Annotated in this window: 15 protein-coding genes; 10 read left to right on the forward strand and 5 right to left on the reverse strand. The window is 69.4% G+C overall.

The features are described 5' to 3' along the window. Nucleotides 1–64 precede the first annotated feature (64 nt). The 9 genes from ACWD4B_RS01100 to ACWD4B_RS01140 all read left to right on the forward strand — a co-directional run bounded on the left by ACWD4B_RS01100 (nt 65) and on the right by ACWD4B_RS01140 (nt 7,714). Entirely contained in the window at nt 65–364 is a 300-nt protein-coding gene (locus tag ACWD4B_RS01100) for a hypothetical protein (RefSeq protein WP_451418756.1), read from the forward strand. A gap of 154 nt (nt 365–518) precedes the next feature. Further along, a complete protein-coding gene (locus ACWD4B_RS01105; protein ID WP_451418757.1) occupies nt 519–1,103 on the forward strand; it encodes a CYTH domain-containing protein in 585 nt (194 codons plus the stop codon). 52 nt (nt 1,104–1,155) lie between these two features. Beyond that, nucleotides 1,156–1,923: an HD domain-containing protein gene (locus ACWD4B_RS01110; protein ID WP_451418758.1), complete on the forward strand. Its 768-nt coding sequence runs from the start codon at nt 1,156–1,158 to the stop codon at nt 1,921–1,923. Further along, on the forward strand, nt 1,923–3,314 hold the full coding sequence (locus ACWD4B_RS01115) for a hypothetical protein (RefSeq protein ID WP_451418759.1): 1,392 nt from the start codon (nt 1,923–1,925) through the stop codon (nt 3,312–3,314). The genes ACWD4B_RS01110 and ACWD4B_RS01115 overlap by 1 nt, the downstream gene beginning before the upstream one ends. 21 nt (nt 3,315–3,335) lie before the next feature. After that, on the forward strand, nt 3,336–4,076 hold the full coding sequence (locus ACWD4B_RS01120) for a class I SAM-dependent methyltransferase (RefSeq protein WP_451418760.1): 741 nt from the start codon (nt 3,336–3,338) through the stop codon (nt 4,074–4,076). 64 nt (nt 4,077–4,140) lie between these two features. Further along, nucleotides 4,141–5,055 carry an endonuclease/exonuclease/phosphatase family protein gene (locus tag ACWD4B_RS01125; protein WP_451418761.1) on the forward strand — a complete coding sequence of 305 codons (915 nt, stop codon included), beginning with the start codon at nt 4,141–4,143 and terminating at the stop codon, nt 5,053–5,055. Further along, nucleotides 5,052–5,708, forward strand: coding sequence for a 2'-5' RNA ligase family protein (locus ACWD4B_RS01130; protein ID WP_451418762.1), 657 nt, complete (start codon nt 5,052–5,054; stop codon nt 5,706–5,708). The genes ACWD4B_RS01125 and ACWD4B_RS01130 overlap by 4 nt, the downstream gene beginning before the upstream one ends. Continuing rightward, nucleotides 5,705–6,349: a 2'-5' RNA ligase family protein gene (locus ACWD4B_RS01135; protein WP_451418763.1), complete on the forward strand. Its 645-nt coding sequence runs from the start codon at nt 5,705–5,707 to the stop codon at nt 6,347–6,349. Before ACWD4B_RS01130 ends, ACWD4B_RS01135 begins: the two co-directional genes overlap by 4 nt. Nucleotides 6,350–6,535: 186 nt before the next feature. Next, the gene (locus ACWD4B_RS01140; protein WP_451418764.1) at nt 6,536–7,714 is read left to right on the forward strand and encodes a hypothetical protein; all 1,179 of its coding nucleotides are present in this window, start codon (nt 6,536–6,538) and stop codon (nt 7,712–7,714) included. A 15-nt stretch (nt 7,715–7,729) separates the two neighbouring features. On the opposite strand, the gene ACWD4B_RS01145 is transcribed toward ACWD4B_RS01140, so the two are convergent. Together ACWD4B_RS01145 and ACWD4B_RS01150 are read right to left on the reverse strand one after the other, a co-directional pair. After that, entirely contained in the window at nt 7,730–8,266 is a 537-nt protein-coding gene (locus ACWD4B_RS01145) for an NUDIX domain-containing protein (RefSeq protein ID WP_451418765.1), read from the reverse strand. A 49-nt stretch (nt 8,267–8,315) separates the two neighbouring features. Beyond that, nucleotides 8,316–8,804 carry a hypothetical protein gene (locus ACWD4B_RS01150; protein WP_451418766.1) on the reverse strand — a complete coding sequence of 163 codons (489 nt, stop codon included), beginning with the start codon at nt 8,802–8,804 and terminating at the stop codon, nt 8,316–8,318. Nucleotides 8,805–9,130: 326 nt separating this feature from the next. On the opposite strand from ACWD4B_RS01150, the gene ACWD4B_RS01155 reads away from it, so the two are divergent. Continuing rightward, nucleotides 9,131–10,885 (forward strand): hypothetical protein, encoded by a 1,755-nt coding sequence (locus ACWD4B_RS01155; protein WP_451418767.1) that lies wholly within the window; start codon nt 9,131–9,133, stop codon nt 10,883–10,885. Between the two features lie 54 nt (nt 10,886–10,939). On the opposite strand, the gene ACWD4B_RS01160 is transcribed toward ACWD4B_RS01155, so the two are convergent. The 3 genes from ACWD4B_RS01160 to ACWD4B_RS01170 form a co-directional block, all read right to left on the reverse strand. Then, nucleotides 10,940–12,283, reverse strand: a complete 1,344-nt coding sequence (locus tag ACWD4B_RS01160) for a hypothetical protein (RefSeq protein WP_451418768.1) — start codon at nt 12,281–12,283, stop codon at nt 10,940–10,942. A gap of 821 nt (nt 12,284–13,104) precedes the next feature. Next, nucleotides 13,105–13,251 (reverse strand): hypothetical protein, encoded by a 147-nt coding sequence (locus ACWD4B_RS01165; RefSeq protein ID WP_451418769.1) that lies wholly within the window; start codon nt 13,249–13,251, stop codon nt 13,105–13,107. A gap of 56 nt (nt 13,252–13,307) precedes the next feature. Beyond that, a complete protein-coding gene (locus tag ACWD4B_RS01170) occupies nt 13,308–13,676 on the reverse strand; it encodes an MmyB family transcriptional regulator (protein ID WP_451418770.1) in 369 nt (122 codons plus the stop codon). Nucleotides 13,677–13,881 lie beyond the last annotated feature (205 nt).

The following is a 13,881-nucleotide window of genomic DNA, read 5'->3' on the forward strand; positions in this document are numbered from 1 at the left end:
TCACCCCGAGGGCATCCGCCGCGTTGATCAGCACTGGATCGCACACTGAACAGAGAGGGCACTGATGACCAACGAGACCCGCGTCGCCTCCGTCACGGAGCTGGAGTCGGTCTTCCAGAGCGAGCTGTCGGCCGACCGGTGGGCGGCGGCCGAGACGGCGTTCGCGCTGGCCTCGCTCACCCGTGACCAGGGCGACTGGGACGCCTCCCGCCAGTGGGTGGACCAGTGCCGTCAGCTCCTTGCGGGCTTCCCGTCCGCCACGGAGGAGCAGGTGGCCACCCGCCGCACCTCGGTGGGCGGCGTCGCGCTGCCGAACTACCTTCACGAGGGCGTGCTCAACGCACGCTTCGGTGATCTCGGCTGACCCTCGTCAGCAGCACCATGTAGGCGGCGGCGCCAGCGCCTGTCGGACGCCGCCGCCTGACCTGTCATCAGATTTCTCCACCGGCCGTACGACCGTGGGCTCCGCCTGGGCTATTGCGGCCTGGTCAGTCATGCCCGCAGGAAGGGACATCGCTGTGCCCGTAGAGATCGAGATGCGCGCCCGCTTCGACGAAGCCACGCGCGACCGCCTCATCGCTCGCCTGGAGAAGGAGGGCTCCGACCTGGGCGTCGACGACAAACAGATCTACTTCTACACGTTCCCGGACAAGCTCCTGAAAGTCACGGACAACATCACCGCGGGGTCTGCGAAGATCACCCTGAAGCACAGCAAGATCGGCGCGGGGGCTGCGTTCCCCGAGACCGAGATCGCCATCGCCCGTGCCGACGTGCCCAAGGCCGTGGAGATCTTCGCCGCCTTGGGGTTCGCGCCCCTGATGCACGGGGCGTTCAACCAGCGCCACAACTACCGCCTGCGCGGCGTCGAGATCGCCGTGAAGTGGAGCGAGGCGTGGGGGCACCACGCCGAGCTCGAGGTCCTGCTGGGCGACGAGGCCGGCCCGGCCGCCCGGCAGGAAGCCGCCGAGAGGATCACCGGGGTGGCCAAGGAGCTGGGCCTGGAGCTGATGTCGGAGCAGGAGCTTGCCGACTTCACCACCGTGTTCGAGCGGAAACAGGCGGCCCGCAACGCCGCGTCCACGAAGGCGCTCCCGCAGAACTGATCACGGCGGTTGTCTCCGCGCTGTGCTGTCCCTCGTCTTTGGGGAGGATCCGATGCGTACCACCCCGCCGGCCGAGAGCCTGGTCGAGTTGGCCGCCCGCAAGCAGCTCCCGCGCCACCAGTACACCGATCACGCCACCGTGCGGTGGATCGAGGCCCACCGCCCGGTCTTCTCCAACAGCCCGGTGCTCCGCCTGCGGCCCGCCGTGCAGCAGCTGGTCCTGCGTGCCGCGATCCCCACCGCGTGGCTGGCCGAGCCCCGTCTCGCCGACTCCCTCCACGGCATCCGGCACGCCATGCGCACAGCCGCCCTGGCCGCCGTGCTCGCCGAAGCCGAGGGCCTGCCCGAGGACGCGACGGCCACCCTGGTCATGGCCGCGGCCGTGCACGACTGCCGCCGCTTCCACGACAAGGACGACCGCGGCCACGGAGCACGGGCGGCTACGTGGCTGGCGCACAGCGCTTCCACGGTGTGCCAGCACTTCCAACTAGCGGCCACCGCCCGCCGCATCAACACGGCACAGACCGCAGTGCGGCTACACGAAAGGCCGTACGACATCTTCACCTGCAACGAGACGGACGACTACAGCCAGGCCCAGGACGTCACCGATCTCCTCAAGGCCGCGGATGCACTCGACCGCTACCGGCTGCCGAAGCTGTCCTGGTGGCCGGACGCCACCCGGGTGCGCTGCTCCTCCTTCGCCTCGTTCCAGGCTGCGGCGTTCGAGCTGGTGGTCGCCTCCGAGGCCGCGCACCTCGCCGGCCTCGGCAGCGCGGACGCCGTTGCCCAGGCTCTCGAAGCGTGGGGGTTACGCCGCTGATGGACACCCTCGACAGCTACCACCTGTGGGCGGACGCGCACGCCTTCTTCGACACCCCTGTCATCCCCCCGGCCGCCGATGCCGACGACCCGCTGGCCGAGCAGACCGCCTCCTGGCACGAGCGCCTGGCCCAGGCACCCCAGGGTGCCCTGTTGCGCGACAACGCGCTCTTCGACGCCCTCGTCGGGGACGGGCCCCTGCATCTGATGCACGTCACCCACGCACTGGAGCAGATCAACGAGAACGGGTTTCTCTACCCCTCGGGCGGGTGCCTGGTCGGCAGCATCTACTGCACTCCCGTGGCCGCCAGCGGCAGCGGCTTTCGGATGCACAACCTCGGCGAGTACGTTCTGAGCAAGGAAGCCCCCGCGTTCATGGCCCGCATAGGCCACGCCGACCGTCGGCCGACCCCGCTGCTCTTCGAGATCACCCGGCCTCGCGCCGCCTACCGCGGCCTCGCCGGCATCGACTACCTCCGCCTGGGCACTATCCACCTCAACATCTACACCAACCTCGAATACCTGCTCTCCAAGGAAGAGCGATACCAGCTGCGCGAGACGGTCGTCAGCCGGGCCAAGAACAGCGGCGCGTTCCTCGCCCTCGCCTCCGCGATTGTCCTCGACGGTGCCGCGGTCACCCCGGAGGCGTTCCTCGCTCTCCTCGACGAGGCGATCCCCCGTCTGCCGATCCTCGGCTACCTCTACTTCGAGGCCCTCGCCGAATACCTCATGCTGCATTCGACCAGCAGTGAGACCCGCGAGCGCGCCGAGCACGGCGAATTCAACAACTGGCTCTACAAGGAACTGCTCTTCTCCGCCCTCACGGACATGGCGGGCAAGTTCGACCTGGCGAAGTTCCGGCCCCCGCCCGACGAGCTCGATTCCCTGCTCGCCCACATCGACACGACCCTGGACGCCGGTCACGCCCGCCGGTACCTGCGCGACCGGATCAGCTACCTGGTCGCGGCCCGGCTCTTCGCCCACGGCCAGGTACCCGAAGCTTGGCATCACACCCGGTGGGAATTCGACAGCCTCACCACCCAGCTCGGCCCGCTCCTGGGCCACCTGATCCACCGGGAACTGCGCACTTTCGGCCGCTACCCCGACTTCTACTTCTACTTCGACCAGTACAAAGCCCTCCAAGCCTGGAACTATTGGAATCATATGGATATCGTTGCCCCTTTCACCGGCACGATGCCCAAGGGCGAGGTTGGCATCAACCCCGCATACCCGGACCTGCAGTACCGCATCCACCGTGCCGTTCAGGACGACGCCGGCCGCGTGCACCCTGTCGAACAGCTCGACCTGCTCATCGCACCCCGCCTGGTGGACATCAAGTACACGCTCATGCGCAACAACCAGTGGAAGGTCCCCGCCCCTTCCCCCAACTGACCCCGGCGCAAGGAGCTTTCCGTGACCACGCACCCCCGTGAACGGTCCCTTGACCTCCTCGACGAACAGATCAGCGCCCTCCTCCAGGAGCCTGGCACCGGGCACGGGCTCGCCCGTGCCCTGCGTGCCCTGGCCCGGGAAACCGCCATCAGCCGCCACCATGCCGCGAGCCTGCGCGCCTGGCCCACCCGGCGCGTCGACGTCTCCCCCCGCAACGTGCAGATCGGCGGCGGCAGCCATCACATCGACGGGTTCTACAACATCGACGCCCTGCCGCCGGCCGACTTGGTGTGGGACGTTCGTGAAGGAATTCCCCTGCGCGACGGCAGCGTGGAGATCATGTTCTCCGAGCACTTCCTGGAGCACATCGACTACCCGCGCTCGGCCAAACGCTACGCCTGCGAAGCCCACCGCGTTCTCGCTGACGACGGCTGTCTGATCACCGGAGTACCCGACGCCCACTTCGTCCTCGCCCACTACCCCAACGCGCCCAAGCTGGCCGAGGAGATGACCCGCCGGTGGTACGGCAAGCGGGACTGCCTCGGTGACATCAACACCTTCCTCGACCTGATCAACTTGTTCTTCCGCGACCAGGACGACAACCCGCCGTACACCCCCCACCTCTGGGCCTACGACCAGGACAAGCTCATCCAGCTGTGCACCGAGGCCGGGTTCCGCACCGTGGAGCCGTGGTCCTTCGATCCCGCCCTCGCCCAGCCGAAGCGGCAATGGGCCAGCGTCTACGTCACCGCCACGAAATAGCCACCGCAACGCACCGCGCGCAGGAACACCGCGTCATCATCCGCCGCGAGCACCTGGAGCATCCGTGACCGTACGTTTCGGCACTTACAACCTCTTCAACCTCGCCTCCCCCCGTAGGGATTCGGATCAGGAACGCTACGACTGCATCGTCCGCGCGATCCGCAACCTGGAGCTGCAGGTTCTGGCCGTCCAGGAGATCATCGGAGCCGAGCCCGACGACGCCGCGAAGATCCTGTGGCAGCTGGCCGACGACACCGGTCTGACCTGCACCACGGCGCCCGACCCGACAACCGGTGCCCCCGCCGGCCCCGCGCTGGCCTCCAGCCAGCACCACTTCCACACCGGACTGCTCTGGCACACCGACCTCACCGCCGTGCCCGGCGGGTGGCGGGCCTACAACGGGGCACCCGATTTCTGGCACAGCCTGGCGACGCTCGTCCTCGACGCCGGCGGTCCCCAGGTCAAGTTCGCTTCCTTCCACGCCGATCCCTTCCGCCCCGACTGGCGTTACAACGAGGCCCGCCGCGTTACTTCCGCGTTCCGCGCTGGTATCCCGGGTGCTGTCGGGGCTGACTGGAACGCGATCAGCGCCGACCGCCGTCCCGACGGCACGCTCTTCGATGACGACCCGTACACCGGCCAGGACCACGTCGATCTCGAGTACCAAGTCGAATGGCGCGACGATCCCACCGCGCCGCCGAAAGCCGACCGCCGAGCCAGCGAAGTCCTGCGCCGCGGCGGCCTCCTCGATACCGCCGCCGCCCTCGACGTGCCCTGGGAGCCGACCACCGGGCACTGGGCGGACGGCCAGGGCGACCCGGACCGGTGGGGGCCCCGGCGCATCGACACCATCCGCATCACCGAACACCTCGCCCCGGCCCTGCGAGCGCACCGCACCGTCCGCACGCCCGACACGCTCGCCGCATCCGACCACCTGCCCGTCGTCGTGGACCTGGTCCTAGCGGAGGTGGCCGGGTGAAGGACTTCTGGGAAACCCATCACTGGCCTCAAGGGGAGCGGCGCGCCCACTGGCACGTGCTCTTCGACGACCAGCCGACCGTGCACACCTTCGTCCGCGCCCACGCCGAGCTGCTCGGCCGCCATCGAGAGCTCGCCCCGATCCCCGTCGAGTGGCTGCATGCCACGATCCAGTCCGTCGGCCCCCTCTCCCCCGGCCAGGCCGACGCCGTCGCCGCAGCCGCCCAGTTGGCCGCGCGGGACATTGCGCCGTTCGAGCTTGAGGTCGGCCCCGCCCAGGCCGTCCACAACGGCGTCATCGCCGCGCTCTACCCGGAGGAGCAGATCTCCGCCCTCTACCGGACCCTGCGGCAGGTCACGGAAAGCGTCCTGGGCACCGGTGTTCTGCCGTCTCCGCGGGACGCGAGGTTTTGGCCTCACATGAGCTTGGCGTACAGCAGCGCCCACTGGGATTCCGACGCTCTCGCCGAGGCGCTGGTCAAGCTCCGCCCGCCCCGGGCCCGGATGACCGTGACTCGGGCGGTCCTGGTGGACCAGCAGCAGCTCTGGCGCGACCGGTACACCTGGACCCCGATCGCCGAGATACAGCTCGGACAAGGCCCCCGGCCGGTAGCTCAACCGGCCGCCGCTCGAAGGGAAGGATACCGACCGTGAGGAAGTTCATCCCGCAGTTCCAGGGAGCCGCGTGGGCCGACGGCATGCGCGTCCTGCACGCCTACCTGCTCCCGGACCTGACGGTCGACCGCCATCTCGCGCAGCTAGTGTCGGCCTGCCGCGAGGCGATGCGTCCGTTCCCGATCACGCTGCTCGGCAACTCGCAGCTCCACGTCACCGTCGAGATGGTCGCCGACACCAGCTCCGAGAACATCGGCCCGGACGAACGCGCCGCGCTGGCCGACGCCCTGGAGCGGCATCTCGCCGGGGCGAAGCCGTTCCAGGTGACGGCCGGCTCCCCGGTGGCCAACAAGGCCGGTGCCCTGCTGGACCTCTCCCCCGACGGCCCTTTGGAGGACCTGCGGGGCCGGGTGCGAGATGCCTTCCGCGAGGCCCGCGGACCGGAGGTGATCCAGCACGATGGAGGCCGGCACCACCTCTCCCTCGGGTACAGCTGGGGTACGGCCGACAGTGACCCGCTCCAGAGCGCCCTGCGGCGCATCGCGCCCAGCCACGCCGTCTTCCATGTCGACCGCGTGCACCTGCTGGATGTCCAGTTCCGTGAACGTGCCCGCGAGGACGGGAACACGGCCTGGGAGATCTCCTGGACCCCGGTCTCCGCTCTCCCGCTGACGACTTGACCCGCCATCGTTCGCCGCAGGGGCGGGGCGGCGGTGGATGTGCATCGCCGCATCCGCGAGACTGCGGGCGGCCCTGCGTGATCTGATGCGTTCCAGGCCCAGGAGCCAGTACCGCTCGGCTCGAAACCACGCCCGCGATCCGGGAGTTCCTCTTCCGGGCCGCGCAGCTGTCAGGAGGAGATGGGCATGAGTAAGTCGACGGCCGGTGACGGGCCGTGGCAGGCGGCTCTTCGCCGGGCCACGGGCGCGGCAGCCTCACGCCTGGGCAGCGTGGACGAGGACTGCTGGGACGACGTCGCGATCCGCGACATCATCGCCGTAACCCTCTACGCCCTCCATGTGCGCAGTAACCGCGACGTCGACAGCGTGCCGTGGGCGTCCGTGCTGTGGTGGCTGCGGGACGACGGGCGCGTCATCACGCTGGTCGAGGAGACCATTCCTGGCGCCAGCGCCGCCATGGCCGGTGCCGGAGGTCCAGGTAGCTCGGCGGATCCGGTAGTCGCGCGGTGGTGCTGGCTGAACAAGACCTGGGATCCCGACGCGCCCATACGCCGTCGCAATCGCACCTCCCAGTGGGACGGCACTCTCCAGCAACTGCGGGGCCGCGGCGAGGAGCTCCTGCCCCGGATGGAGGCACGGTGGGAGGGCATGAGCCGGGGCATCGCCAATGCTCTTCCGGACCCAGCCATCGAGATCTGCACCCACTGGGCCGCCGGTGCCGTCGCCGCCGCCCTCAGCGCCGCGAACGGCGGATACGAAATCCACCAGCGCGTCCGCGCAATGGCCGGCACCTTCGAGGGCCAGGCCGGCTATGTGTCCGACGTCGGCTGGGAGTTCGACGACAGAGCACAGCAGGTGATCGGGCCCGCCGGTTACGTGGTCGACTTCGATGACGTCCAGGGCACCGAGCGCATCGACGCGGAGCACCTGGCTCCGGCGACCGATCACCGGTGGCCGCGGCGGAGCCCGGGATCACTGAAGGACGGACCGCCGCCCGGACTGGACGACCGGCTGGCCCAGATCCCGCACCCCACGTGCGCCGAGGACCTCGATGCCCTCCTCGCCCAGGCGAGCAATCCGCAGACCGTGCCGGAACAGCTGCGGCAGGTGATCCGCGCCGCGCACCAGCACCACCATGTCGACGTCCGGCGGCAGTCCAGCCCCCGGCCGCATCGGGTGACGGTGCAAACGGTCCTGCACTGGTACCAGCTGACCGAGCACTATCAAGTGGATCCGCAGAGCCGTGCGGAGGTGTGGGAGGTCCGGGTCACCCGGCACGTGCACGACGAGGAACCCGCTTGCTCGCTGGCGCTGGACCGCAAGGAGGCGGAGGAGCTGGCCGCGCGCCTGCTGCAGGCGTCTTGACGGCGCACGGCCAGGTCAGGCGTCAGGGTCTGCGGCGAGGTGGGCGAGCAGGAGTGCAGCGACGCTGGTGGCTTCGGTGATCTGGCCGGAACGCACCGCTTCGACGGCCTCGCCCAGAGGCCACCGGAGCACGGTCATCCCGAGCTCTGTGCTCTCCCGGGCCTGCCGCCCGGGACGCAGCCTAGTGGCGAGGAAGAGGTGTGTGCGGGCCTTGGTGGTGGAGGGCAGCGGGTCGAGGATGCCCAGGGGCTGCAGGGTGTCCGCGATGAGCCCGGTCTCTTCTTCCAGTTCCCGCAGCGCCGCGGTGTGTGGGTCCTGGCCGTCCGTACCGCCGCCGGGCAGGTGGATCATGCGCCGCTGCGGGAGATAGAAGTCGTCCTCCACGAGTACCACGTCACCGGCGCCGTTCAGCGCGACGATGCGGACGCTGTCATCGACCGCAACGTGTTCGTACACTCCCGGGCTGCCGTCGGGCCGGACCACGTCGTCGCGGTGCAGCGTGACGAACGGCCCCCGGTACAGGACCTGCGTCGTCGTGCGTGTCCATCCCATGGCGCCGGGCTCCCTCGTTCGTCACTGCCAGCACGGCGACGGGGTCGTGTTAGAAGGACAGGGACCACATGGGTGCCAGCGTGCGGTTGAGGCCCTGGATGAAGCCGGGCCCCCATCGCGTGAACGCGTCCTCCCAGACCTCGTCCGGCGCGCCGTCCGGCGGCCGGTGGTCCTCGCGCAGTCGCTGCCACTGGATGGCGACCGGGTCATCCGGGTCGTCGGGGTCGTGGCCCGCCGCTCGCAGCCGCCGCTCCCATTCCTGTGGCCCCTTGGTGAACCGGCTGCTGGCCTCTCCGCGCAGTTCCTCGACCTGGGCCCGCGTCACCTGCGCCGGGCTGATTCCCTCGGCCTTCGCGATCACGTAGAGAGCGATCGTCAGGGTGGCTGCGCCGTCGGCGAGGAGTACGCCGTCGACGTTCGTGCCTCGCCCCTCCCACAGCGGTCCCACCAGCTCGATGGTTCGTTCCCAGGAGGCCTGCCAGGTTGCAGGGCCTCCTTCGCCCTGCCACGCACGCAGCTGTTCCAGAATCAACGGCATGACGGTGTGCCCCCTCGGCGTTGAGCGTGCTGCCCGGCGTGGCCGTCAGCGCGTTCGGTGAAGTCCCATAAGACCACGGACCGGGACGGCAATCTGAGCATTGCGCCCACCGGATCCAGCCGTACACGCCGCGAGCAGCCCGCCAAGGAGCAAAGCGTGACAAGTCGCCAGTCTCGAAGCCCCCCTTGGCCGCGTCAGCAGCCCCGCCTTGCTGTCGGCGTCGGCCTGCTGAAACGCTGGCACCGCACGGCATCCGTCATCACACCGCGGCAGCCCCCGGGAAAGAAGGGCTCCGCGATCCGCACCCTGGGGGGCACGGCGCTCGCATGCTGATCCGACAAGCCGAGTTCGACGACGCTCGAAATCTGACCGGCACGCTGGTCAACGATCCGAACCTGTGGTCCGCCACCGCCTTGCTCGTCGAGGACGGTCTGGCTCACGACGCCGACCGCCTCTCGCCGCTGCTGGCCGCGTGGTCGCAGATTGCCGTAGCGATGACGGGTTCCTCCGGCCCGCTGTTCGCCGGGGTCACCGACCCGGCCGCCCGCTGGGTGCACCTCGGGCGGGACCTGTGCGACGCCGCGGACCAAGGTGAGCCGGCCGAGGTCACGAGCGCCGCCGGACGGTGCGTTGTCGAGCTGACGCCGGACGAGCGCGCGCTGCTCGTCGAGCACCTGGGGCAGCACGTCGGCGATGCTCTCCGCCTGGCCGGCGGGCTGGAGGAGTTGCTGGAGCAGGACAAGGCACATGAGGAGTTCGCCGCCGCCCCGAACGCGGGGTGGGTGAGCGCCGCGGCTTGGGCGATCTGTGCCCTGACCGAAGCGCATTACACCGAAGCCAACCGGGCCATCACCCGTCTCGTCGCCGAGGAAGGACACGGCGCCGGCCTGTGGCGGACGTGGGCGCAGGTGGCTGCTTCGATCATGTCGCCGGAGTACCTCAAGCACCTGGAACCGTTCCCGCAGGACTCGGCCACCTACCCCGTCGGGCTGGCCCGGCGCGCGGTCGAGGCCGTCCACGGAACGACCAGGATGGTCAAGCGTGCGCAGGCGGAGTTCGCCGCCCAGTCCCAGGACGATCAGGTCATGCTGGCCTTCGAACTGGCCATGATGATCGCCGCCGTCCGTGCGCAGCCCGCCCGGAAGGCGGCGCGCCAGGCCGAGCGCGTGGTCGGCCATGCTCCGCTGGGCACGGAGCAGGAGGCGATGCGCAGCGTCGTCGGGTCCCTCATGGATGAGCTGCCGGATGGCATGGTCGAGCGGACGGGGCGGATGCACGCTCTGTCGCGTCGCGCAGTGCTGGCGTTCATCGACGAGGACGCCCAGACCCTGGCCGCGGTGGTGGAGCGGATCGCGTCGTGGGATGACGATCCCGGCCGGCTGCCGTATCCGCAGCCGCGCTTCCAGTTCGCCGCCCGGCAGGCCCTTGCACTGGCCAACGACCTCTTCTATCTGGCGGAGACGCACGGCGCCCACATCTCCAACCGGGCCGCCGCTGGCGGCGCCGGTGATCTGCTCGCACGGCATGCTCCGGCGGAACACCGGGCGGCCGCGCAGCGTCTCCTGACCGCCATGAACGAAGACGGCCACGACGCCGAGTTCAGCCCGACGGCCGGGGACGAGGCTCCCGGACTGCTGGCGTTCGCCGCGACCGCCGCCTGGCTGTGCGTCCACCCCAAGGTCCACCGCTCCCGGGAATCCGCCCGCCTGACCCTGATCCAGGAGATCCGGGAGAGCGAGGCCAAGGCCCTCAAGACGCCCGACCGCGAAATGATCACCGAGATCAGCGACCAGGACGCCCTCGCCTTCCTCAACCAGCTCTACGACGGGGACTACCCCCTGCCCCGCGATGCCGGCGAACGAGCCGTGTGGGAAGCGGACATCATCGCCGTCGCCAAGCAGCACCTGCTGGAAACCCCCGCCGACGCCACAACGCCCGAGCAGAAGACCGCCCTGCACGAACGCCTGGGTGCCATCCTGCGCGCGGCAGAGGGCACCCCCCGGCGCACGCCGCCACCCCCAGCCCGCACCGGTGTGGTCCGTACTCAGCCGAAGAGGACGTCCAAGCGCAAGCGGAAGTAGGCGCCAGCACGGGCTCCGCCGGCCACGGGCCGCAGGAGCCCGCCGCGCGGCGGCTCAGTTCTCGAAGAGGGGCCCGAGTGCGTCGTGGGAGCGTTGCTGGGCATCGGCGACAAGGTCCTCGGCGCGGTCGGCCAGGGTCACCTGCAGCTGTCCGCTGTTCATGCGGGCGAGGATGTCCCGGGCGCTCAGGCCGACCGGGACGCGCAGCTGGCCGGCGTGCGCGAGCAGCACCTCGTTCGCCGTCCCCGTCGCCCATTCCCGTACCTCCCGCCCGGTGCGTTCGAACGACTTCCACAGATGGCGTACCTCTTCCAGGGGCCCGCGCTCAGGCTGCTGCCCGACTTCGGAGATCACCCGGTTGAGGAGTTCGTCGACCCGGTAGAGGCCGCCGAACCGGCCGGGCAGGAGGTCCGCGGCCGGCATCAGCGGGGTACGGGCAACAGCAGTCCCATCGGCGGGGTCGTCCAGGCCCTCGGCGCGCGCCGTGACGAACAGAGCCAGGGCGACCAGGCCGTTCACCAACGGCAGCCGCCCGGCTTCCCCGGCATCGGCCCCGCTCCATGCGGCGGGCGTGCGGACGCGGTGCCAGCCCACCAGGGCGCCGGCCCACATCGAGCACGCCCCCCACACCGTGGTGAACGTCCGGTCCGCGCCGAACGGCGCCTGCTCGTCCTCCAGCTCCAGAACGCGCACCCGGTCACCGGACACCAGCAGCGGCTCGAACTGAACGCCCCGGTCACCCGTGGCCCCCAGTCGCACCAAGTACGAGGCCGGCGGGCCGGAGTTGACATCGCGGGCTTCGTCATCGAGCTCCCACGCGGGAAGGATCACCGTGGCGGAGCCACCGTCCTCCTCACCACCGACGATCCGCACCCGGGTCTGAGGAGCGAGGCCGCCACGCTGGCGGGCCAGCGCCGTATTGGCCGCCATGAGCGCCCAGTCGGCACCGATCTCCACCGCGGGCTCCGGATGCTCACGGCGGTACACACGCGGCAGGCCGTCCCAAAGCGGCGCACTGCCCGGCGCAGGACGCTCGTGAGCATGCGCCGCCTCGGGCCAGGTCCGTGTCAGCCACAGCCAACGCGCCACCACAGGATCATCCACGGCCCCGGCTGCGTCCGGGGCGCTGTCCGTGCCCGCGGCGAGCCGGTCGCCGACCAGCGGGACGACGAGAGCCCGCAGGTGCCCGGGGCCCTGCTGCAGGTGCCACAGCAGCGTTCCAAGACCGACCACGCCGACCCCGCCCTGGATGCCCTTCCCCAGGGCCGCGAAGGCCATGGACAGGATGCCGGTGACAGCCGTCCACTCCCACGTACCACGAGGATCATCTGGCTCCCCCAGGTAACTGGCAGCCACGTCCGAAGCGCGCTCGCACGCCCGCTCCCATTCCTGCACCACGACTCCTCCCGTCCTACCGGCTGGACCCTGGGCAGCCGGTCGGCTACCGGAAGATCGTAGGGCTGCCTGCTGTCGCGGGCCGACGTCGGGTGGGTCGGAGCCGTGACCACCAAGGCTGGTACGCGGCAGCAGAGCGGACCAGTTTCGTCACGGCTGTCAGGGCCTCTTTGCCTGCTGGCGTGTACGCAGCGGAAGGGAACTCCTGCAGCCCCGCCGCGTCGCGCAGCACCATCACAAGACGGCTATCCATCCGGTTGACGTGCCGAACTCCCGAGGCGACGAACGCCGCCGTGATCGCATCACCTGAGATGACGGCGGCAGACTCACGCGAAACGGCGAGCGGCGCGAGTGTGGTGTCCCTCCCCGGGTCCGTGCTCAGGGGCACGCGAAACGGTTCGCTCTGATCAAGCGCCCGGAGCAGACGAAGATCGAATGTGTTCGGCTTCCAGCGCCCGGCCTCGGCTCTCAAGCACTCAGCCCTGAAGCACAGCTCCCGCAGCGATCCAGCCCCCAGCCCATTCAACATGCGCCCGATCCTGGCATGCCGAGTACAGCGGACAGCGCCCTTCGGGCGTATCCGGTCCACAGGGCCTTCAACTTGGTGAATACCAGCAGGGATTCCAGTCCCCGCATGAGTCGTGTGTGGCGCCACCGGAGCTCTTCGGCGGCTACGGCGAGGCGTGGTCCGGGGAATCGGGTCAGGAGTGCGTGGAGGGCGATCTCCACCTCGGCCAGGGCGAGCGGCGGGCCAAGGCATCGGTGACTTCGGGGAGGGGGAGTTCGATAGCGCCCCAGTTCGCGTCGGGCCATATGGCAGGCAGTCAACAGCCGTCGCGTCGCATCGCCGCCCGGGTCTGCTCGTGCGTGATGACGGTGGCTTCGCCGATCAGGACACCTGCGTTGCAGACGCACCAGCCGCCCTGGGGCTGTACGTAGGCGAGGACAGCATCGGGTACGAGCGCGTCCAAGTACGGTGCATCCGATGGCCGTTGGCCTGCCGGACAAATTCCCGTGGAGAGCTGCATCATTGTGCCACCCCCAGGGGCCTGACAGTCATCAAACGGCATGACGACAACTCATCAACCTTCATTGTCAGGAGACTTACCTCGAACTCCTTGGCGCCTCTGCGTGGCAGGTACAGTTTCCGTGTCGCCGCCGCTGGCGGATGGGAAAGTGTCGGCAATTTCGGCGAATTCCATAGAGCTTTAGCAGTGGAGTCCGCAAAGATCGCGTCTATAACGATCTTCATTCGTTGATCAGCAGGCCACCGTTCTGCATGCAGACGCAGCTGTGCCATCATCGGCATCGCCCAGTCCGATTCCCAGTTGATCAATTGGGTCCGGGCTTCGGGATACGTGAAGACCCATTCCATCACGTTGACGTCGTGCAGCATCCACGGATAGTCGCGTACGGCCGCAGCGTTATAGACGAGAACGTCCCAGCGGTGATCACAAAAGGTAGGCGGGCCAGCGCTGCGCGTGCACAAATGCCCGGACCGACTCCCGCAGGAGATCGCGAAGGGCGGCGGTGTCGGCTGACAGCACATCGGCTGGCGGGCGGTCGTGCGTCAAGCGCCACACGGTGTCCCACTCCGCATC

Source organism: Streptomyces sp. NPDC002536 (assembly GCF_053594995.1).

Bases quoted from the DNA above. Each gene is read 5' to 3' on its own strand.
- ACWD4B_RS01100 (WP_451418756.1), top strand. From the start codon at position 65: ATGACCAACGAGACCCGCGTCGCCTCCGTCACGGAGCTGGAGTCGGTC.
- ACWD4B_RS01110 (WP_451418758.1), top strand. From the start codon at position 1,156: ATGCGTACCACCCCGCCGGCCGAGAGCCTGGTCGAGTTGGCCGCCCGC.
- ACWD4B_RS01115 (WP_451418759.1), top strand. From the start codon at position 1,923: ATGGACACCCTCGACAGCTACCACCTGTGGGCGGACGCGCACGCCTTC.
- ACWD4B_RS01140 (WP_451418764.1), top strand. From the start codon at position 6,536: ATGAGTAAGTCGACGGCCGGTGACGGGCCGTGGCAGGCGGCTCTTCGC.
- ACWD4B_RS01145 (WP_451418765.1), bottom strand. From the start codon at position 8,266: ATGGGATGGACACGCACGACGACGCAGGTCCTGTACCGGGGGCCGTTC.
- ACWD4B_RS01150 (WP_451418766.1), bottom strand. From the start codon at position 8,804: ATGCCGTTGATTCTGGAACAGCTGCGTGCGTGGCAGGGCGAAGGAGGC.
- ACWD4B_RS01155 (WP_451418767.1), top strand. From the start codon at position 9,131: ATGCTGATCCGACAAGCCGAGTTCGACGACGCTCGAAATCTGACCGGC.
- ACWD4B_RS01170 (WP_451418770.1), bottom strand. From the start codon at position 13,676: ATGCTGCACGACGTCAACGTGATGGAATGGGTCTTCACGTATCCCGAA.